This is a genomic window from Bacillus sp. RO1 (assembly GCF_012524115.1).
Lineage (GTDB): Bacteria > Bacillota > Bacilli > Bacillales > Bacillaceae_I > Sutcliffiella_A.
Map to the genome: position 1 here is coordinate 18,338 of NZ_JAAZWB010000075.1, position 18,711 is coordinate 37,048.

Genomic DNA, 18,711 nt, shown 5'->3' on the forward strand with positions numbered 1-18,711 from the left:
CATTAGTCTCCTTGAATAATTGGTTCGATTTTGACAATATTTTCAATGACTTGATAATGTATATCTACACTTACTTTACCATTCTCCTTTTGAGTGCGCAAAACTTTTTCACCTTTTATCTCTGCATCTTCACCAAGATTGGAAAGGACCTGATTTCTCCCTATCTCCAGAGCTTGCTCGATGACTTCCTCGTCATCGTATATCCGTTCTACAATCTCTTGTTCATGGACTGTCTTTCCTACATAGGATATTGGCAATTTCCATTTCCAGAAATAGAAAGGTCGCTCCGCCTCATATTCCTCTTTCCGCTCAAAATCCTCGTGGAAAAACCCCCATACCGGAACCTCCACACTGCCCACTCTCAAATAATGCTTATTAAACGCTTCTCCAGTCAATACGGGGAGAGTGGTCTTAATTGGAACATCCACACTAGTAAGATACCATGTTTCACCTAGTACCTCTCCAACAGCCGCAATGGATCTTTTGCTATCCTCTCTTCCAATCAATCCAGAAACCAACACCTGGCCTTTATCGACATAATCATTTACTTGAACGAGTGGTTGTCCTTTTTCAACGTAAATCTTTGCAATCATTGCTTTTTTCTTCGCAACCAAGCTTCTTGGGGACAGTGCTTCCAACTTCTCTGGTTCATTCTTTTCTACAACCTCAAAATGGTAGGATGTCCCATTTAATACCACACCAATCCAAGTAATTTCACTTATTGTGTCCGTTAAATAGCGTTGAATACTTTCCACATCTTTTATGAAAAATTGGAATTTCCCTTTTTTCACCCCAAGCTTGTCTAATTCTTGCATAATCTTATGCTCTGTTGCAGGCTCTGCCCCTTTGATTTCAATACTCCAGACCATATTGGATAATAAAAATACGGTAAGGAAAGCTGCTATGATTCCGACTATCAATCCACTGTTCTTTAGGGAGTACTGAGTTAGAAAAGGCAATCCTTTTCTCGTAAGAAAACGGAATTTGCAATCCTGCTTCTTAATTAATCTCCTCAGTTTACGGACATCTTTCAAAAGCACATGACATGTGTAAGCCTCTTCTCCCAGCTTCTTCACTTGCCATACTTGTATCCCACTTCTTGTGCAGTCGTTAAGGAATCTCTCTACCCCTTTACCATGAATAATTATTTTTACGGTACCAGAAAAAAAATTCATCCATTGATTTTTCATGCGTATCCTCCTAGTTTATTCTTCCAGATACATCACTTGATTAATTTTTCCTTCAAGTAAAATTTCTTCTGGCAAGATGGTCCTGATAACAAAAGACTCTCCTTTAACAAGCAGCTGTCCTTGCTTTAATAACAATCGAATTTCTTTATCGGTAAACGTTAATAAACCTCGGTGATTTTCAATATATATATGTATTTGTCCAATCATTGTAATTCGCGGCAGATCCATCATGACATCTGCGGGTAATTCCATATTGTTGGTGATCCAGTTATTCATGCGGGAACGAAACTTCTTGAGCATGGAAAAACCCCCTTTCCTTTCATATGTATGAGTATATTTACAAGGTGTAGGTTATATGATAATCTTTTCTTTGTACAACATATTCAATTTATTCGGGGTGTATGCACCCTTTGGTTATATATATAAGGAAGGTACAAATATAAGGAAGGAATGTTTTTGTTGAAAGATATAAAAAAAGTTGCCATATATAATAGAATTAGTCGTGAAAACAATGAAACCGAAGATATTCTCTTTAACCATAGAACAATTACAACTAGACTATGTGAGACTAAGGTATATGATTACAAACTTTATGAAGAGGTTGAATCTGGCGGTAAGTTCGAGGAACGCACTAAGCTATTACAATTACTTAAAGACCTTGATGAAGGGTTATTTGATGGGTTAGTAGTTGTGGAATTATCAAGGCTTGCAAGAAATAATCTTTATTCACAGATTGTTGCAGAAACACTTGTAAATAATGATGTTCCTGTTATAACACCTAGTCGTATTTACGACTTAGATGATGAATCGGACAGGCTTATGTATGACTTAGAATCAATGATGTCGAGTAAAGAATTACGTACTATAACTAGACGTATGAAGGTTGGCAAGATTGAACGTGCTAAAAGAGGAGAATGGATTCAAGGCAGACCACCGTTAGGCTACAGAAGAAATAATAAGACTAGGCTACTTGAAATATATGAACCAGAAGCGGAAATAGTAAGGTATATTTTTAACCTTGCTGAAAAAGGTCATGGAGTTACTGAGATTACAAAACAGTTGACAATTTATAAAACAAGAGACGGAAATTCTTTTAACGCTAGTTCTGTTTATAAGCTACTCACTAATACAACTTACACGGGTACTATTAAATATGAAGCAAAAAACAAGCGTGGTGAAGTTATTGAGTCTGTAGTTAAGGTAGATAGCCATGAACCCATTGTCCCTTTAAGTCAATTTAACAGTGTACAATCGGCTATCCAAAGTCGCATGAGTGGAAATATAGCTAAAAGGAATAGGTCAAAGGGTGAATGTCTTAGTATCTTAAAAGACCTCGTTTATTGTAAAGTCTGCGGGTTAAAGATGGGCATTAGACGTGATTCCAAAAGAAAAGAATCTATTTATGTTAATAAGTGCAAATGTGGAAACAAAGGTATAACTGAAAAGAAACTCGTAGATGAATTTTGGGAAGAACTTTCCATAGTTGAAAAGCAGCTTAGACAATCCTTTGAAAAAGCATTAGATGTTTCCAAAACACAAGATACTAAAGAATCCTTGAATAAAACTCTTGAAGAACTGAACAAACAATCTGATAAAGTTAAGGCGAAGCTTAGAAGGGTTCGTGACGCTTATACAGACGGTGTGTTTACTAAAGAAGAATACATTACAGATAAAATGGTTGTTGAAAAAGAATTAACACAAATAAACAAATCAGTGAGTGAGATTACTCAAAAATTAAAACAATATGACGCAGAAACCATTAGTAAAGAATATGAAACAAAATTAAAATGGTTATCTGATGTTAGGGAACTATCAGACATGTATAATAACGGAGAACTTTTTGTAAGGGGTAAAGACATAAAAGATGCACCTATTCCAACAGTTAATACAAAGGACATTACAGAAGTAAACCGCTTATTGAAGCTAGTTATAAATAAAGTGTATTATCATAGATATGACGAAGAAACTACCTTAAATGAAGATGGTTATGTAGATACAGAAAAAGGGGATTTCATTAGGATTACAGTTGAACCGAAATAATAAAATGATGGGACGAGAATTTGCGAAAAAATTTCTGCCCTCCAAAAAGGACACCAAAAAAACTTCACGTCGAAGTTTCTCGAAATATAGTATAATTGTATTATTGTACTATTCTAAAAAATGTGAGGGTGAAGCATTTGGTATTTTGGATAATTGGTGGAGTAATAGCGTTATTACTTATTGGCTTTGTAAAAGAATTACTAAGTGCCTTAAAATTTCGCAAGGACTTAGATTTCTTACATGATTACAACGAAAAGTATGTTAGGTATCTGAATAGCTATCTCAGAAAAAGGATAAATTCAGAGGAAGAAAATAAACTTTACGGTGAATTAATCAGTAAATCTCCAAAGGCACAACGTCTATTGGGTGGTGACGGTTTAATTAGTTACAAACCTGCTGGGGCTTCTTACATGTATAATAACTATCAAATTTTGCTTAACACCGTTCAATCTCTACGAAATCCTTCTTTAATGTCCGAAGAATTCAGTTGGGTTAACAACTTGCTAATCATGAAAATGGCAACTTATAACGATATTATGGACGAAATTAGAAGTGATATAAAAAATCCCTTTGTTCTACTAAGAGAAGGCGTTCAATTCTTTGTTACTCTCCCTATAATGCTTCTTTACTGGACGGGGATAACGAACTATACGACTAGCTACAAATGGTCAAATAATATAGTTGTTAAACTACTTAGTTTTGGTATCTTGCTTTTGGGGTTAATATCTTCTATTATAACGGTTGTACTTGGTTGGGAACAATTCAAAGGCTACCTATTTAAATGGTTACTATAAACAAAAAGAAAGGACGTTACTTGTTTTAAATAACAGTAATCGTCCTTTTTAAAAATCTATTTATAGAAATACTTCATCATATCTTGCCACGGAAACCCACTTTCAGTATCTTTTGAAGTAAGTTCTTCCCTATTCAGTATCCGTAAGTGGTATTTTAATATTGGCTTCTTTTGGGCGTGTTTTATCTCTCCATTTTCTAAGTAAAATGTTTGAAATGCTATCGGTGTTCTAGGTAATACTTGATGTTTTAATATATCTTTTAAATTTCCTTCTCCAGTAAAACTTGAAGGGAAAAACCTCACAAAAGACAAAACACTAACGTTAAGTATCTTTTCTTTGTTATGACCTTCTCTTAATTTTATATCCTCTATATTATCCATAGTTCTATTTCTAGATAAATTCGGATAAACAAAAAATGTATAACGCTTTTCATCTTCAAAAACGTAACTAAGAATTATCTCATTATCTTTGTCACTATAACGATTTCCATTAAGTGCTTTGAAGTATTGAAACTCTTCTTTTGCTTCTTCTTGTGTTCTATACACTAACCCTATGAATGGACGTTCTACATTATTAAATTCATCAAACCCTACTGCCACAAAGGTCTGTTGACCTTCTTTATGGATTTTAGGCATTGGGTTTATGTAAAATAAATTATATGTATATATGATTCTTTCTATAAAAATTCCAATAGCAACCAACAATATCGATACTGGTACCGCAACACTAGTTTCTAAAGTAAAGAAACTGATAATTATAGAAGCAATAATTGTTGTCCACTTTACAATTGATATAGTATTTTTATAACGTACTGGCACTTGAACCTTTTTCATGGTTTCCCCTTTTTGTAGAAGTTTATAAATATTTTTCTAGTTCTATTCTAATATTTTTTTTCTCTTTCAAGCATTGAACTAAAAAATTTCCTAACTGCTTTAAGCTAGAATAATACACATTCATTTTGTCTTTACTTAAAGTATTATTCAGGTATGCTTCGTGTATTAATTTATGACGATAATTAATCATTTCAGATAGAACCGAAACAAGTTTTGTTTGTTTTCCTTCTATTGAAACTTGGTTTGATAAAATATCTTCGAACAAATTTATATCTAAGTATCTTTCAAAGGCTTTGTTTGCTGAATTGAAATTTTGAAAAGAATACTCTTCTATTTCGATATCAATTATCGTTTTTTCGCCATTTAAAAGTTCTCTAACTATATTATAGGGTAATTTACTGTCCTTCTTTTTATAAATTAAATTTTGGGCCTCTTCATTAGTTTCAATATATCTATACGTAATAGTTTTTAATAAGTTTTCCATAATTGACACAAAGAACGGTAATAATATGTTGTTTCTTATGTAATTCTTTTCAAATATAAGGGGAATTCCGGAATCTTCGTAGAATTTTATCTTTTCTAAGTCTACTTCTTCAATTAACCCCTCTACTGAAGCCAGGTTTCTTTCGAAAGTTATATACGCATATCCACAAGCAATCTCTGTTCTTGTAAGTTTAGGTATGTCATTTTCAAAATACCCTTCCTCACCATCATTATATACTATACCTCCAAATGCCTTTTCTAATTTCTTGATTGTATCAAGTTGTATCTGAAAGTCGTCATAACTTCGTCCCGCATGAGTTGTAGTAGAACATACTGTTTTAACTATTCTATCTTCTTTCTCATATGAAATTTCAACATCATAACTGAAAGAAAACCAACAACCTCTAATTGAAACATAAATATCATTATGCCATAGATATGAATTATCGGATTTACTGTAACCCAATGAAAAAATTATATCTTCAATATCTCGTTTATCAATATAGGTATCTATTAATAGTTCAAGTTGGACACTCATTAATTCATCTACTTTCATTATTTTAACAATATTATACAATATACAACATTTCTTTTGGGGACTTGTATAAAAAAAAGACAATTCCCGAAGGGATAGCCCATAACGAAAAATAGATTTTGATTGAATGGTACAGGTCTACTTCATAAAAACACCCCTTAAAAAACCTTAGTAAGCAAGGGGCTACGAGTCCATTTTTTCGTTATTTCCCTTTAATCCTACCTTTTAGCATTGTATCTTCTATGCGATTTTCTCAACGATAATTCACGGCAGCTAGGCGAACAAAACTTTGTTGCGTTTGTCTTTGGTTTAAATAATTCATAACATTCCTTACATTTTTTTGTACTATACTTTGTATCTTTATTCTCCGTCTTAGGCTTCGGGTCTACAAACTTATCAAAGTAGTCACATTCCATTTCCTCACATGGAAACTCCTTGCCCCTGTACTCGAACGGTGTCAGTAATGGACATTCGTAGCCTTTCAAGATACAAATACCGTCCTTGTAGTTTGCACAATCTTTCTTGATTTTTTGTTTACGATTCATTGTTACTCTCTCCCTTTAAAAGTTGAATATTATTTTTCAAGTGGATACAAAAAGAAAAGGAAGGCGTTTAGCCCTCCCGTCAACAATTTCCCTATATAGGTGTATCCACCCGTTATGTACTGGAACGGTCGCCCGTCCCTTACTTTGTGTACTGCTTATTATGTGCGTCTACCATTTGTTTAGCTGAACTAGGCTTGTACGTTCCGCCGTTCTTACGTGTACTATTTACCGCCTTACGCGGTTTACTCGCCTTCTTTAGTTTCATTCTCTTTGTCCTCCTTTGGTTCATATCCTTTAGACAATAACTCAAAAGGCGTTAATTCCCGTCCCTTGCGTTCTTCCTTGTGTAGAATATCCGCCTGTTTGTCGTCCTTGTGTTCCTCTTGTGTCTTGTCGTAGCCTTTAACTAATAGTTCAATTCCAGATAAACGTTCCATTACTTAACACCCTCCTTACATTCTTTGCAATTATCGAAATAGAAGTCCTTATATGATGGGTAGTCCTCTTTTAATTTGATAATTCCGCAACCATCACATAATTTAGATGCGATTTTTCTTTCTTCTTCGTGTATATAAATAACTACTTTTTTCATGGTTTATTTTCCTCCTTTTAGTTCTTCTATGATGTGTTTTAACGTGTCTACGTCGTTGATGTTCTGTATCTGTTTAACGAATAATGCTAGTGCTTCATCTTGTAGCTTTCTAACCACCTTACCGCGTTCCAATGCTTCTACAAATTGCTTCATGAATGAATCCCCCTTAGTTGAATATGATTGAAAATCCTGTATATACGAACAATGCAATTAGTGTGTAATTTGTATTCTTTATCAGTTGTTGTTTCATGATTTCCTTCTCCCTTTTCTACCATCTGATTTTTATGAATGTGAATTACTTCTTGAATGCGTCTTTGTTCTTTTCTGTTAAGTAGGGTAGTTTCCTATTTATAAATACTTCTCGTACTTCGTCTTGATACAACATAGGTGAATAGTATCCCGATACTTGGTGACCTTGGTTAAAATTTAGTTTGTGGTGGTCTCTAGGGTCGCTTAATCGAAGCCCTACGCGTTCTGAAACGTCTCTGAATGTCCTTACATATTCGTTACCATAAGCAACGTGTTTGTTACGGTATTCAATAATCTTGTTTAGATACGCTAATTTAAGTTCGTTTATTTCGTCAAATAACTCTCGGAATTCTTCGCCCTTCTCGGCTACAAACTCACGTCTTTCCTTTTCCACTTCTTCACGTTGTTTGACTAATTCGGATTGAATAACGCCGTCAATCATGGATAGCTGCGATTTAGTTTCTTGAAGTTCTTCACCGATTTCCTTACGGGCTTTTGCTAGTTTCTTGTCGGGTTCTCCACCTTCGATAATCGCATTGTTGAAGTCGTCCTGTTCCATTTGATACATAGCTTCATATTCTGCTTTAAGCTTGTCCACCTTCTCGGCTAGCTTTTGTTTACGCTTCTCCGCGTTGTCGATTAATTTGTTTACTCGTTTGATTGTGTCGCCTTTAAATAATTTCATGATTACATTTCCCCTCTCTTAATTAGTTCCTGTTTTACTTCCTCCATGATGTGTGAAGGAAAAGTTACTGCTAAATATCTTTTACTTTCACGTAACTTGCGTTCGTTAATATAAATCTTGTTATAGATTTCTTCGATTCCTTGAATTCGGTAAACAAGTTCCTTTATTTCTTCCTCGTCCTTTACCTTGTTCATTAGTCTTGCATATCTCGAACTTGGATTATTTTCGTACTTCTCCAGTTCTTTACGAAGCCTTTCAAGTTCCTTTTCTATTATTGCGATATTGCTAAGAGTTATTTCGTAGCATTTAACGGCATGTAGTAGGCTTGAAGTGTGATAATTTCCTTCTGTGTCTTTTGTCGGGCTTATAGGGTTCATATAAGCTTGGTCAAACTTTCTTATTTTCTGTGTTTTTGTTTTCATGTGTGATTTCCTCCTAGTTGTAAAAGATTATTAAACGTTACTTAATTCTTTTGATTGTTGGTGATTCGCCTTTAAGTAGTGCGTCAATATCGGCAAACATTTCTTTGGATACGCCGTCTTTAACAATATCTGTCTTAATCTCTTCCGTTTTGATTTCCTGTTTGGTAGGTGCATACAATCCATGTATGCGGGCATATAAAATTAAGGCATCTTTTCGTCCTTGCCTCACTTGCTTATCTAGGACTTGAAAGAACGTCGGCATAGAATCTTTGCTTAATTCTTTCATCATATCCGCGTGAATTTGTTTGGCATGATTCGTGTTCGACCATTGCGAAAGGCTTTTTCTGGAAATGCCCCACTCCCTCGCTACGTCCTCTTGTTTCGCCCCGTCTAGTTGTTTCTTAAACCAATCCTCTACAATCGCTACCCTTCTAGCGTCCAATCTAGTGTCCTTCCTCATTGTTGTTGTTCCTCCTTTTGTTGTCTTTCGTAGTCCTCAATCAATAATGTAATAGCTATAACATGAGAATCACTTACGCCTAATTCACGTAATGCACGTAGGATACGAAAATGATTCTTATAAGACATTGTTCTAATTTCTCTTTCAATCTGTGTTAGAAAATTGCGGTCAATATCTGCTAACTCTCCTAGTTTTGTAGCTGATAAGCCGTGAAGCATTCGAATGTGTCTGATTGTCTTTCCTCTTAATTTAAAATCTTTCAAAATGTAACCCCCCCCTAATAGTTTGATATTGTCTATTTGTGATTTAATTGATTGCTAATGTTACCCTTTATCCCAAAAGAAAGACCGACGGGTCACACAATAACCCGACGTTGTATATCTTTCTTTTCATCATCAGTCAGAAAAAGGAGAAAGGAGAGTTCACCATAAAACAATAAACAGAAAAAGTTTATGATAATAGGTTAGTGCGATTAAGCACCAACCAATGTTAGTTATGTTATCTGTATTCTTTAAGACCTTCTGTCCTATGAAAATACAAGTCTTTAATTAAATAAATTTTTAAGTGGTAATAGCTATTTAGTAGTATTCCTCTAGTCAAAATACGGGCTACTTTTACAAGTGTTTTATCAATATTTTTTAAAATACTTTTGTAGTCCCCTTCGTTCCCGTTCTTCGGGGGATAAATCGTTAATGTTAAACGAACTAACGGGGTATGCCGTCGTTAATTCGACTACCGTTAATATCGAATCTTTCTCCCCGACGATTTCTGCATAACGCTTGTCTAGTAAATTTCCCATTACTTTTGTCCTCCTTTAGTCTGTTTGTTTTCTTCCTCTGCTAACTTTTCAAGAATGTACAAAATCCCTTTGTTTACAATTTTATTTTCCAGTTCCTTTTTCTTCGCCTTTGTCGTTAGTCCGCTAGTATTTAAGAGTTCTTCTAATTTTTCTACTACTTCTTCATCTAATTCAAACGTTCGTTTTGTAGCTTCTTTATGCTTCGTCCACGATTCTTCATTCTTCGTTTTGACTAGCCACATATAGCCCGTGTTTTCTTCTTTTATCTTGTTTACGTGTTTGAATCCATTACCGTCGTAAATTACTTTTCTTCCTGTCTTTGAACAAACAAACTTGTCGCCCTCCTTTACCTTGCCTTCGTATGCTAGTGATAATAATTGTCCTCTGTTCATTTGATACCTCTCCTTTTGTATGTGTGATTGTGATTTACAAAATTACCGCCGTCCGCCCCCGTGCCATGCGTGTGTGTGCGGAACCTGGTTTTACTAACGTTCTTTTAACTTTTCTTTACAAACTTCCATAACGCCTTATAACGCTATAACGCTTTTACTTCTATTACTTAATCTTTTAGATTGTATATACAAAGATTTAATAGATTCTTTTTGTAAATAATAGAGGAAGTGGTTTTCTTCCTCGCGAAGCTATTTGATTCTTATTCTATGATTCTTATTCATTGATTCTTATTATTCCGTAAGTCTTGCATATACCTAACCGCAATTCTTGCGTATGGCTTATTACATTATTTGCGGTAGGCTTCTTCCAGACACAAAGGTTGTGCTTTGGCTTACCCTAATAAAGCTTTTATTGCCTTCTCTCGTTCGTTCTCTTCCTTTTGTTCGGGCTTCTTTAGAATGGGTTCAATCTTCTCAATCTCTCCGCCTTCAAACTTTGTTATTTGTGAGATAGGATGAAGGACATATACATAGTTATAGTGTCCCGAATCTGTGCGATACTTCTTAGCCGTTAAAATAGGCTTACCGTTTATTCGTAAATCTAATAGTTCCTTAATGTTTTTGTGAATCGTTCTTTCAGATATTCCCGTTCTATCCGCTAATTGCTTTTGTGTTGGGTATGCTACACCCTTTTCGTCCATATACGAAGCTAGTCCCATAAGTGTAGCCGTCTTACTCGCCCCCAATAGGTTAGCTAGTCCACTCGTATAAAACGATAGGTGTACTTTGTGGAACATTGTTTCTGGTGTCCATTGTTGTTTACTCTCTTGTTGTTTCATTGTGAATCTCTCCTTGTGTATGATTTATTTAGAACGGGTGATGAATCCGCCCTAAAAAAGTTTGTATATACGTCCCTTCTAATGGGGTACTTATACAAGTGTTTTATTTGTGACAAAATAGTGAACCCTTATTCTCAACTAAACTCTCTACTTCTAGTGTGGGTAAACGGGTGTGTATTGTGACATACCTAGACTTTCCAATTGACGTTAAGCCTTACGGGGATAAGGGATAGAGAAATTTAAAAAGTTACAATCTGAGGTTTGAAAAATTGCAGAAAAATTTTTATAGCGATATTGGGGAAATGGATAAATGAAAATCTTGGGTAGGGGGGTAGTGAGTGACTTTCCGAGGTCTGAAAATTGATTACGTATATCTCGATAGGTTGTTGTGGGAATCCCTGTACTGCCTCCCCCCTGCCGTACCCCCTCTTGTTGAATAATATTTTTCAACTTTATATATTTATATCCGTCTATTGTTCACCGTCTAAAAGTTTTCCCTTTTGTACACGGAATAAATAGACGGTATTCTCTATGAAAATAACCCTTCACATCATCTAGAAGTTAGTCTAAAATATGATGTATAGAAGTTCTAAGACATTTATACGGAGGTAATTACATTGGTGGTTATTGGATATGCAAGAGTAAGTACGGTAGAACAGTCGTTAGATATTCAAGTAGAACAATTAGAAAAGTACGGGGTAGAAAAGATATATAAGGAGAAACAAAGCGGTGGTTCTGCTGACCGTGAAGAACTACATAAAGTATTGGATTATCTACGTGAAGGGGATACGCTTGTAGTGTACAAGATAGACCGTCTAGCCCGTTCTATTATGGACTTAACAAAGATAGCTACAGGGCTACATGAACGCGGTATATCGTTAGTATTCATTAAAGAGAATATAGACTTCTCTACAAGTACGGGACGGTTAATGTTCAATATGCTTGGTTCTATTGCAGAATTTGAACGTGATTTAATCAATGAGAGAACGGCGGAGGGACGGGCAAAAGCAAAGGCGAAGGGTACTCATATGGGAAGGAAGGGAAAGCCGTCTAAGGACGTAGAAAGGGCGGTAAAGCTATTTCGTGAAAGGCACGATAATAATTTAAGTGTTAATGAGATTGTAAAACTTACGGGTGTCCCACGGGCTACAATCTATCTGAAACATAAAGAATTATCATTGTAGGAATTACATTGTAAGGTGTACTAGATAGACGTTAGGATTCTTGTCCTCGCGTTTTTATTTCTGCCTTCTGGTGGTGTTTTATCTGCTTTAAATGGAGGATATAATGACAGTTAAAATGAACAATTTTTGGTAACTATGAAAGCCGTGTGTACAAATAAAATAACCCCCGATTGTACATGTATAAAGGGGTTTCCTTAACACGTAACAAAAGGAGGTTTATGGAAATGATACGCTTGGGGCGTGTTTTATGTATATTATAGATACGTCATCTTTATAAAGCTTTTTGTTCCAGTTTGTAAATTCGCCTTTCTAATTCGAGGTACTTATGATAATAGAAGTTTGCTTTTTCTACTTTTACCACCGCCTCCTTATCCCGTTCTTCTTTATTCATTAAGTTATGCAGGCTTTCCTCTAAGTTATCAATACGGCTATTTATCTCTTGTTCTAGTCGTTCAATTGCAAGTAATATCTTTTCTTCATTCATTTACAACTCTCCTAGAATGTTATTTGTATAACACCGAACAACCCTAACACACCTACAATTGTGCCTAAAATGGCATTAACTATAACCCCGACTTTTACTGACATCATTAGATATTTATAGAACATTGTATCTTCCTCCCCCTTTTAAAGTTTTACCTTGCCCGTTACTTGGTAATGGAGTTTCTTTATGTATACCTCTTTTCCTTGCATTGTCAGTTCGGTAAAAGTAGCCAACATTTGAAAAAATGGTGTTGTATCGTATTTACCGCCTTTCGTTTTCTTAATTAAACCAGATTCAAGTAAATCCTCGAGAGATTCTTCAAAAGCTTCTACACTTTTTCCTAATTGTCTTGCTATTTGGTTCTTGTCTTTAGGCGTTAATTTGACTTCTTTTTTCACTTTAATTACTTTCCCCTCTCTACTAACTAATGTTTATAATATATTAAACTATTTTAGATTTGTCAATTATTACCAATAACCGTAATACGGGTTCACGTAATCTTAAATTCGGTAGTTTTGGACTATTCTTTATGGTAATATTATCCTAAGAGGTTATTCAATAAAGTTACTTACATATTTCAGATGTCTATCCTACTAGAGTTTTAATGAATGAATAATTTCACGTTACAAGTCATAGGAGGAATACAAATGAAAATTGAAGGTATTGTAATCCCAGGAACTAAGGGGCGGTATGGAAGGGCGAAAATAACAGTTCATGTTATGTATCATGGATTTAATGGCTATAGCGAAGAGTATAAGGCGTTTGCTTGGTCAAAGCATGGCTTATTTATTGAGGACGGTCATACACCGCAGAAAGCAATTAAAAAAGCAGAAAAGAAAGCTGTCATCTATCAGAATTTAATCATAGAAGAACGGAAGAGTATGAAAATAACAAAAAGAACCTTGTATAAACTTTAGGTTCTTTTTGTTTTTAAACATTTACTTTTAGTAGTACCTTCTTCTGTAATACCCCCTATAATTACTTCTTCTTTTTTTATATCCATAATTCACATGGATATGGACATCTTCTTCTATAATGTGTTTACATTTACAATGTTTAGTCACTTTGCCATTCTCAATTCTACATTGATTCATCTCACCACAATTAATGCAAATTAGGTTTATGTAGTCCGCAGAACCTTCTGCGTTATATATTTTATTTACTAAAATCATTAATTTATTTATATCTATTAATTCTAATTTACCTTTAAAATTTTTTGCGTATTCATGGGCGGCCTCTGAATACTTTCCAGTATTAATAAAGTATCCATAATCTACATTATCAGAGACCATAGCACCAACAAATTTTTGTATGTCTGGACGCCCTATTGTTGACTTTTTATATAACTTACACTCTACGTAATATTTCTTCCCATCTTTCCACATAACAATATCCTTTCCTCCATCATTTGTTGGAGGAGAAACTTCAACATTTTCAAAACCAAATTTAGAAAACAAGTCACCAACGTAATGTTCAAATTGGGAAGGTTTAAATTTTCTTATATTTGCTTCATTACTTAAATAAACTTCTCTTATCCTTGCAATTTCTGAATCCTTTTGTTCACGTGCCATAATAATTATCTTATTTTTTTTAATTTGTAGTTGTGTACTATTGTGAGAATCTACTATACACTCAAAACAAATTTTTAAATTACTCCCTCCTATAATTCCATGAGAACATTTGTAAGATAACCCCTTTTGTATCAGTAGTCTAATTCTTTTCAAAATACCCTCATACTTTTCTAACATTAATGAACCTTCATAATCTAGTGTGTGACTACAATTACCACATTTATATCCTTTAATATTTGCTTTATTTATAGATTTAATGCCCTCTTTGTTTAGTGATAACTTATTCTGGCTATAACAGTTTGGACAATATATTAAATAATTTCCTTTTTTCTCATCAGTAATTTTAATCCCCCATTTAAAATAATAATAGTTGTATTCTTATTGATAACTACTATATACATCAATAAAGTTAATAAATACCTTCTTTTAGTTACGTTGGAATTTTGATTCTCCCTAAATTCCTTTGGTATTGGTAGGTATGAAATAAAAAGTTTGCTACGGTTTTGGCAGAATTAACTACAAGTAAAGCATGGTGCAAACTAGGGACAACTTTTCTAGGGTGCATATCCCCGCTAATATTCCTAGCTTCATTTAAACCGTGTACCACCTGTATTAACCCGCTTAACACTTGTTTTAATGGCTTATCAAGTTCTTTATTACTAGGGTCTAAATTCAAGTGGATACGGACTTCTTTAAATAATTCGGTTATCGGTGGTTTAGTATCGAGTTCTTTTCCCTCAATATTAAAGATAATCTCTTTAAAAACACCTTCAATTAATGACCTAGCCGAAGTCAATGCACCAGAGTAATCTCCTGTATTAATTCTATCTTCACACTTCGCTATATCTTCTAAAATATGCTTATAGCTTAATTCTTTTGGTACGTCAGATTCTATATGAATGATTTGAACTTCTATGTTTTCCATTTCTACAATATCAATAAATTTATTAAACTGATTTGATATATAACCCAAATTTTCTCCATAATGAGAGTTGTAATCACTTGCTAAAAAAAGAATAAATTCTTCTACACTTCTACATTCTTTAAAAATTTGTGGTATTTCCATTTCATGTTCTTTACCCAGTTTCATAATAATCAACCTCGACTGTTTATAATCGTCGTCAGTCAAGAAAATATTAAAATCATCAAGGTGGTAGTTATTATTCTCCATATATTCATCGTAGGTTTTTCTTAACCCATATTTGCAATTCTCTAATAGTGAAGCAGTGGAATTAATCATTATACCCCTCCCGTTTTTATGTTATTTATATTTTACAATATTTTATAGAATAAGAATATTAATACTATTACAATATTTTCTACTTTTTTTGTAAGGATTAATAGTTTGTCGAACTGTGCTTGCGTTCTTTGCCACGGTAGGTATAGATTATTACTGATATTACTGCTTACTACATTTAAGTTAACTCTCAATAATTACACCTTATAAAAAAATTCATATGTATGAAAGAAGCAGAGGGTTTAATACAGAATTTTTCAAGGGGAAAGGGTGAGGTATATAATAAAAAAATCCCTGCACAAAGTTTACTTTATGCAGGGATTAGCGAATGTTGGTTATTTTCTTTTTGAAAAATGTTCTGTGTAAACAGGACGATGAGGATTCCTTGAACGAGGTTGGCCCAGAATTTCCGACCACATAACCCCTTCCACCACTCTGTTTGGCTTTATGCGGTGACGGGAAGAAACTACTTTCCCTTCTGAAAGCTGTAGCTCCTGTTTTAGAATCGGACTGTCTTTGGAGATTTCTTGTCCTTTTATCGACAACTCCTTAACTTCGTCTTTCATCTGATTCTGAATGGAGGTAACCTGTTCTTTCTTTTTTTCTACCTTCTCCAGATAAGGGTTCACTTTTTCCCGGATTTTTTGCTCCAGTTCTTCAAGTTTCCCTTCTCCAAAGATATCTATATCCCAATCGAAACGGGGCTTTTCTTCTTTTTTTGGAGATGGTGCACTTTCACGCCGATAATCTTCATAGTCTTCTTGCCTTTGAGGTGCCTGTGTGGCAGTTTGCTGTCGCTGGCGTTGCTTTTGCCTCTGTCGCTGTTGCTCTTCTTGTTTTCCACCTTTAAAAAGGGTGGAGAAGATACCAAGCAACACAAATATTAGCCAAGGAGCCTGCTGAAGAATATCAAAAATCCATTCCATTTTCACATCATCCTCCCTTCCTTAAAAGGAGTTACAGGAAAAGCGTCCATTCTTCTCCTGCTTCATCTTTTCTTGCTTATTTTTCACCGTCTTCTGGCTGATCTGTCAGCTTGCCGATAGAATCTCTCATATCCGTATCAGCGGTAATATTCTTGATATTCATATAATCCATTACTCCTATGTTACCGGAACGTAATGCTTCTGCCATTGCAAGTGGTACTTCTGCTTCTGCTTCCACAACTTTCGCACGCATTTCCTCTACGCGGGCGCGCATTTCTTGTTCTTGTGCAACTGCCATCGCACGTCGTTCTTCTGCTTTTGCTTGTGCAATTTTCTTATCCGCTTCTGCTTGGTCAGTTTGTAATTCTGCTCCAATGTTTTTCCCGATATCAATGTCAGCAATATCAATGGAAAGAATCTCAAATGCAGTACCTGCATCCAAACCTTTTGATAAAACCGTTTGTGAAATCATATCAGGATTCTCAAGTACTTTCTTATGATCTGATGCAGAACCAATTGTACTTACGATACCTTCACCAACACGAGCAATAACTGTTTCTTCACCAGCACCACCGACAAGACGTTCGATGTTGGCACGAACAGTGATACGAGCTTTTGCTTTCACTTCAATCCCGTCCATCGCCACACCGGCAATGAATGGTGTCTCAATTACTTTCGGATTAACGGACATCTGAACCGCTTCTAAAACGTCACGGCCTGCAAGGTCAATCGCAGCTGCACGTTCAAATGTTAATTCAATGTTTGCACGTTGAGCCGCGATAAGTGCGTTTACTACACGGTCAACATTACCACCAGCTAAGTAGTGACTCTCTAATTGATTCGTTGAAACTGCTAAACCTGCTTTATGTGCTTTAATGAGTGGGTTAATTACACGACTTGGAATAACACGTCTTAATCTCATCCCTACAAGCGTGAAAATACTTACTCTAACTCCTGCTGCTAATGCGGAAATCCATAGCATGACTGGCACAAATGTAAGTAAAACAGATAAAAAGATAATCCCAAGAACAACTGCTAACAAAATAATTAAAGTACCTGGATCCATAATAAAATTCCTCCTAAATATTATTCAACAGAATGGATTTCCCGTACGACAATACGAGAGCCTTCCGCTTTTACAATCGTTACTTTTTTGTTTGCTCCGATAAAGTTACCTTCTGTAACCACATCAATTCTTTCGTCGTTAATCACGGCAGTCCCTGAAGGCCTTAACGGAGTTAATGTTACCCCTTGCTGTCCTACCAATTCAATTCTAGATACATTTGAAACATATCCTTGCTCGGTATTGGTAGAATCACGGAGTATGATCCGGTCAAACAAACGGATCTTCTTGCCAAATACCGTAAACAACAATACCATCGCAATAATTGTAACAAGCATAGCAATCAATAAGGATAACCCCATCCCTGCAATATCATCTGTTGCCAAAAAGAAACTTGTCACCACCGCCCCAAGGCCAAGTATACCAAGTATCCCTCCCGGCACAAAGAGCTCTAACACAATGAGCACGACTCCTACCACAAATAGGATAATCGTTTCCATTCCAGCAAGCCCAGCTACCATATGTCCGTAAAAGAACAACAGCAAGGCGCTAATTCCCATCGCACCAGGTATCCCAAATCCTGGGGAGTATAGTTCAAGTACCAACCCTAGTGAACCTATTGATAAGAGAATTGGAACAACAACCGGATTGGTTAAAAACCTAGCCACATTTTCAGCAAATGTAACTTCTGAGGTAACAACCTCTGCATTTTCATAGCCTAATTCACTCAGTAATGCATCCAGATCGGCTACGGTCCCTTCTGAATACTCAACTTCGAGTGCAGAAGATGCCCCAAGAGTAACTAAATCTCCTTTAGGTGCTCCAACTTCAGGAAGATCTAAATCTTTGTCCGCCATCCCAAGTGCGTACTTAGGATCACGCCCATTTGATTCCGCAGCATTTTGCATTTCTCTTAACCAAAAAGATTGAGCTTTATCCTCTGCTGCATTTCCATCTCCCGTAATAACAGCCGCCGCTCCCATGGAGGCATTTGGCGTCATATAGATTTGGTCAGCGTACAAAGCCAAATAAGCTCCTGCAGACAACGCCTGACTGTTGACAAAGGCAACTGTCGGAATAGATGTCCCTTCGAATTTATTTGCTATTTCAGTTGCAGCATCCACTAATCCACCCGGTGTGTGGATATCAAAAACTATTAAGTCCGCTCCATCTTCCTCAGCAGTTTGGATGGACCTGTTAATAAATGACAAAAGACCCTTTTCAACTGTGCCATTTACCGGTATAACATGGACCAGCTTCTCGGCACTGCTTGTGTGTGATGGCAAAAGCGGTAATGCCGATAAAATAAGTGCTAGAACAAAAGCGCTAACATAACTAATACGAAGAACTTTTTTCATCGTGTCCTCCTCTCCAAAACCTATTCATTT

At 35.5% G+C, this 18,711-nt stretch carries 27 protein-coding genes; 4 read left to right on the forward strand and 23 right to left on the reverse strand.

All coding sequences use genetic code 11. From position 1 onward, the window contains the following. Positions 1–2: 2 nt before the first annotated feature. Together yqfD and yqfC are read right to left on the reverse strand one after the other, a co-directional pair. Positions 3–1,190, reverse strand: a complete 1,188-nt coding sequence (gene yqfD, locus HC179_RS11210; RefSeq protein ID WP_168864382.1) for a sporulation protein YqfD — start codon at positions 1,188–1,190, stop codon at positions 3–5. A gap of 15 nt (positions 1,191–1,205) precedes the next feature. Continuing rightward, positions 1,206–1,490 (reverse strand): sporulation protein YqfC, encoded by a 285-nt coding sequence (yqfC, locus tag HC179_RS11215; protein WP_168864383.1) that lies wholly within the window; start codon positions 1,488–1,490, stop codon positions 1,206–1,208. 156 nt (positions 1,491–1,646) lie between these two features. Between yqfC and HC179_RS11220 the strand changes: the two genes are divergently transcribed. Together HC179_RS11220 and HC179_RS11225 are read left to right on the forward strand one after the other, a co-directional pair. Then, on the forward strand, positions 1,647–3,230 hold the full coding sequence (locus tag HC179_RS11220; protein ID WP_240948517.1) for a recombinase family protein: 1,584 nt from the start codon (positions 1,647–1,649) through the stop codon (positions 3,228–3,230). A gap of 137 nt (positions 3,231–3,367) precedes the next feature. Continuing rightward, a complete protein-coding gene (locus HC179_RS11225; protein WP_168864385.1) occupies positions 3,368–4,024 on the forward strand; it encodes a hypothetical protein in 657 nt (218 codons plus the stop codon). Between the two features lie 56 nt (positions 4,025–4,080). Here the strand turns inward: HC179_RS11225 and HC179_RS11230 are convergent, their stop codons facing one another. The 14 genes from HC179_RS11230 to HC179_RS11290 form a co-directional block, all read right to left on the reverse strand. After that, the gene (locus tag HC179_RS11230) at positions 4,081–4,857 is read right to left on the reverse strand and encodes a hypothetical protein (RefSeq protein ID WP_168864386.1); all 777 of its coding nucleotides are present in this window, start codon (positions 4,855–4,857) and stop codon (positions 4,081–4,083) included. A 22-nt stretch (positions 4,858–4,879) separates the two neighbouring features. Next, a complete protein-coding gene (locus tag HC179_RS11235) occupies positions 4,880–5,896 on the reverse strand; it encodes a hypothetical protein (RefSeq protein ID WP_168864387.1) in 1,017 nt (338 codons plus the stop codon). A 197-nt stretch (positions 5,897–6,093) separates the two neighbouring features. Further along, complete coding sequence (locus HC179_RS11240; protein ID WP_168864388.1) at positions 6,094–6,420, reverse strand: hypothetical protein; 327 nt, start codon at positions 6,418–6,420, stop codon at positions 6,094–6,096. A gap of 139 nt (positions 6,421–6,559) precedes the next feature. Next, a complete protein-coding gene (locus HC179_RS21205; RefSeq protein WP_277351319.1) occupies positions 6,560–6,685 on the reverse strand; it encodes a hypothetical protein in 126 nt (41 codons plus the stop codon). Next, positions 6,663–6,857 carry a hypothetical protein gene (locus HC179_RS11245; protein WP_168864389.1) on the reverse strand — a complete coding sequence of 65 codons (195 nt, stop codon included), beginning with the start codon at positions 6,855–6,857 and terminating at the stop codon, positions 6,663–6,665. Before HC179_RS11245 ends, HC179_RS21205 begins: the two co-directional genes overlap by 23 nt. Then, positions 6,857–7,012, reverse strand: a complete 156-nt coding sequence (locus HC179_RS11250) for a hypothetical protein (protein ID WP_168864390.1) — start codon at positions 7,010–7,012, stop codon at positions 6,857–6,859. The genes HC179_RS11245 and HC179_RS11250 overlap by 1 nt, the downstream gene beginning before the upstream one ends. Positions 7,013–7,015: 3 nt before the next feature. Beyond that, positions 7,016–7,165, reverse strand: coding sequence for a hypothetical protein (locus HC179_RS11255; RefSeq protein ID WP_168864391.1), 150 nt, complete (start codon positions 7,163–7,165; stop codon positions 7,016–7,018). 142 nt (positions 7,166–7,307) lie between these two features. After that, on the reverse strand, positions 7,308–7,946 hold the full coding sequence (locus HC179_RS11260; RefSeq protein ID WP_168864392.1) for a hypothetical protein: 639 nt from the start codon (positions 7,944–7,946) through the stop codon (positions 7,308–7,310). A gap of 2 nt (positions 7,947–7,948) precedes the next feature. Next, positions 7,949–8,368 (reverse strand): hypothetical protein, encoded by a 420-nt coding sequence (locus tag HC179_RS11265; RefSeq protein WP_168864393.1) that lies wholly within the window; start codon positions 8,366–8,368, stop codon positions 7,949–7,951. A 37-nt stretch (positions 8,369–8,405) separates the two neighbouring features. Then, a complete protein-coding gene (locus tag HC179_RS11270) occupies positions 8,406–8,828 on the reverse strand; it encodes a hypothetical protein (RefSeq protein WP_168864394.1) in 423 nt (140 codons plus the stop codon). Next, positions 8,825–9,091, reverse strand: a complete 267-nt coding sequence (locus tag HC179_RS11275) for a helix-turn-helix domain-containing protein (RefSeq protein ID WP_168864395.1) — start codon at positions 9,089–9,091, stop codon at positions 8,825–8,827. Before HC179_RS11275 ends, HC179_RS11270 begins: the two co-directional genes overlap by 4 nt. A 365-nt stretch (positions 9,092–9,456) precedes the next feature. Then, positions 9,457–9,627, reverse strand: a complete 171-nt coding sequence (locus HC179_RS11280) for a hypothetical protein (protein WP_168864396.1) — start codon at positions 9,625–9,627, stop codon at positions 9,457–9,459. Beyond that, complete coding sequence (locus HC179_RS11285) at positions 9,627–10,019, reverse strand: hypothetical protein (RefSeq protein ID WP_168864397.1); 393 nt, start codon at positions 10,017–10,019, stop codon at positions 9,627–9,629. The genes HC179_RS11280 and HC179_RS11285 overlap by 1 nt, the downstream gene beginning before the upstream one ends. A 392-nt stretch (positions 10,020–10,411) precedes the next feature. Continuing rightward, positions 10,412–10,858, reverse strand: coding sequence for a helix-turn-helix domain-containing protein (locus HC179_RS11290; RefSeq protein ID WP_168864398.1), 447 nt, complete (start codon positions 10,856–10,858; stop codon positions 10,412–10,414). A gap of 617 nt (positions 10,859–11,475) precedes the next feature. On the opposite strand from HC179_RS11290, the gene HC179_RS11295 reads away from it, so the two are divergent. Then, the gene (locus HC179_RS11295) at positions 11,476–12,042 is read left to right on the forward strand and encodes a recombinase family protein (protein WP_168864399.1); all 567 of its coding nucleotides are present in this window, start codon (positions 11,476–11,478) and stop codon (positions 12,040–12,042) included. A gap of 271 nt (positions 12,043–12,313) precedes the next feature. Here HC179_RS11295 and HC179_RS11300 read toward each other — a convergent pair whose 3' ends face one another. Both HC179_RS11300 and HC179_RS11305 read right to left on the reverse strand, forming a co-directional pair. Continuing rightward, complete coding sequence (locus HC179_RS11300; RefSeq protein ID WP_168864400.1) at positions 12,314–12,526, reverse strand: hypothetical protein; 213 nt, start codon at positions 12,524–12,526, stop codon at positions 12,314–12,316. A gap of 143 nt (positions 12,527–12,669) precedes the next feature. Then, positions 12,670–12,924, reverse strand: a complete 255-nt coding sequence (locus HC179_RS11305; protein ID WP_168864401.1) for a hypothetical protein — start codon at positions 12,922–12,924, stop codon at positions 12,670–12,672. Positions 12,925–13,173: 249 nt separating this feature from the next. On the opposite strand from HC179_RS11305, the gene HC179_RS11310 reads away from it, so the two are divergent. Next, a complete protein-coding gene (locus HC179_RS11310; RefSeq protein ID WP_168864402.1) occupies positions 13,174–13,443 on the forward strand; it encodes a hypothetical protein in 270 nt (89 codons plus the stop codon). A gap of 27 nt (positions 13,444–13,470) precedes the next feature. Here the strand turns inward: HC179_RS11310 and HC179_RS11315 are convergent, their stop codons facing one another. The 5 genes from HC179_RS11315 to HC179_RS11335 form a co-directional block, all read right to left on the reverse strand. After that, on the reverse strand, positions 13,471–14,274 hold the full coding sequence (locus HC179_RS11315) for a restriction endonuclease (protein ID WP_168864403.1): 804 nt from the start codon (positions 14,272–14,274) through the stop codon (positions 13,471–13,473). Between the two features lie 253 nt (positions 14,275–14,527). Then, positions 14,528–15,337 carry an abortive infection family protein gene (locus tag HC179_RS11320; RefSeq protein WP_168864404.1) on the reverse strand — a complete coding sequence of 270 codons (810 nt, stop codon included), beginning with the start codon at positions 15,335–15,337 and terminating at the stop codon, positions 14,528–14,530. Positions 15,338–15,669: 332 nt separating this feature from the next. Then, complete coding sequence (locus tag HC179_RS11325; RefSeq protein ID WP_168864405.1) at positions 15,670–16,260, reverse strand: hypothetical protein; 591 nt, start codon at positions 16,258–16,260, stop codon at positions 15,670–15,672. A 76-nt stretch (positions 16,261–16,336) separates the two neighbouring features. Next, positions 16,337–17,326: a flotillin-like protein FloA gene (floA, locus tag HC179_RS11330; RefSeq protein ID WP_060665062.1), complete on the reverse strand. Its 990-nt coding sequence runs from the start codon at positions 17,324–17,326 to the stop codon at positions 16,337–16,339. A 20-nt stretch (positions 17,327–17,346) separates the two neighbouring features. After that, positions 17,347–18,681 carry an NfeD family protein gene (locus HC179_RS11335; RefSeq protein ID WP_168864406.1) on the reverse strand — a complete coding sequence of 445 codons (1,335 nt, stop codon included), beginning with the start codon at positions 18,679–18,681 and terminating at the stop codon, positions 17,347–17,349. Positions 18,682–18,711 lie beyond the last annotated feature (30 nt).

What these genes read in the sequence shown, in the direction of transcription:
- yqfD (WP_168864382.1), bottom strand. Translation starts at nt 1,190, where the DNA reads ATGAAAAATCAATGGATGAATTTTTTTTCTGGTACCGTAAAAATAATT.
- yqfC (WP_168864383.1), bottom strand. Translation starts at nt 1,490, where the DNA reads ATGCTCAAGAAGTTTCGTTCCCGCATGAATAACTGGATCACCAACAAT.
- HC179_RS11230 (WP_168864386.1), bottom strand. Translation starts at nt 4,857, where the DNA reads ATGAAAAAGGTTCAAGTGCCAGTACGTTATAAAAATACTATATCAATT.
- HC179_RS11235 (WP_168864387.1), bottom strand. Translation starts at nt 5,896, where the DNA reads ATGAAAGTAGATGAATTAATGAGTGTCCAACTTGAACTATTAATAGAT.
- HC179_RS11240 (WP_168864388.1), bottom strand. Translation starts at nt 6,420, where the DNA reads ATGAATCGTAAACAAAAAATCAAGAAAGATTGTGCAAACTACAAGGAC.
- HC179_RS21205 (WP_277351319.1), bottom strand. Translation starts at nt 6,685, where the DNA reads ATGAAACTAAAGAAGGCGAGTAAACCGCGTAAGGCGGTAAATAGTACA.
- HC179_RS11245 (WP_168864389.1), bottom strand. Translation starts at nt 6,857, where the DNA reads ATGGAACGTTTATCTGGAATTGAACTATTAGTTAAAGGCTACGACAAG.
- HC179_RS11250 (WP_168864390.1), bottom strand. Translation starts at nt 7,012, where the DNA reads ATGAAAAAAGTAGTTATTTATATACACGAAGAAGAAAGAAAAATCGCA.
- HC179_RS11255 (WP_168864391.1), bottom strand. Translation starts at nt 7,165, where the DNA reads ATGAAGCAATTTGTAGAAGCATTGGAACGCGGTAAGGTGGTTAGAAAG.
- HC179_RS11260 (WP_168864392.1), bottom strand. Translation starts at nt 7,946, where the DNA reads ATGAAATTATTTAAAGGCGACACAATCAAACGAGTAAACAAATTAATC.
- HC179_RS11265 (WP_168864393.1), bottom strand. Translation starts at nt 8,368, where the DNA reads ATGAAAACAAAAACACAGAAAATAAGAAAGTTTGACCAAGCTTATATG.
- HC179_RS11270 (WP_168864394.1), bottom strand. Translation starts at nt 8,828, where the DNA reads ATGAGGAAGGACACTAGATTGGACGCTAGAAGGGTAGCGATTGTAGAG.
- HC179_RS11280 (WP_168864396.1), bottom strand. Translation starts at nt 9,627, where the DNA reads ATGGGAAATTTACTAGACAAGCGTTATGCAGAAATCGTCGGGGAGAAA.
- HC179_RS11285 (WP_168864397.1), bottom strand. Translation starts at nt 10,019, where the DNA reads ATGAACAGAGGACAATTATTATCACTAGCATACGAAGGCAAGGTAAAG.
- HC179_RS11290 (WP_168864398.1), bottom strand. Translation starts at nt 10,858, where the DNA reads ATGAAACAACAAGAGAGTAAACAACAATGGACACCAGAAACAATGTTC.
- HC179_RS11300 (WP_168864400.1), bottom strand. Translation starts at nt 12,526, where the DNA reads ATGAATGAAGAAAAGATATTACTTGCAATTGAACGACTAGAACAAGAG.
- HC179_RS11310 (WP_168864402.1), top strand. Translation starts at nt 13,174, where the DNA reads ATGAAAATTGAAGGTATTGTAATCCCAGGAACTAAGGGGCGGTATGGA.
- HC179_RS11315 (WP_168864403.1), bottom strand. Translation starts at nt 14,274, where the DNA reads ATGTTAGAAAAGTATGAGGGTATTTTGAAAAGAATTAGACTACTGATA.
- HC179_RS11320 (WP_168864404.1), bottom strand. Translation starts at nt 15,337, where the DNA reads ATGATTAATTCCACTGCTTCACTATTAGAGAATTGCAAATATGGGTTA.
- HC179_RS11325 (WP_168864405.1), bottom strand. Translation starts at nt 16,260, where the DNA reads ATGGAATGGATTTTTGATATTCTTCAGCAGGCTCCTTGGCTAATATTT.
- floA (WP_060665062.1), bottom strand. Translation starts at nt 17,326, where the DNA reads ATGGATCCAGGTACTTTAATTATTTTGTTAGCAGTTGTTCTTGGGATT.
- HC179_RS11335 (WP_168864406.1), bottom strand. Translation starts at nt 18,681, where the DNA reads ATGAAAAAAGTTCTTCGTATTAGTTATGTTAGCGCTTTTGTTCTAGCA.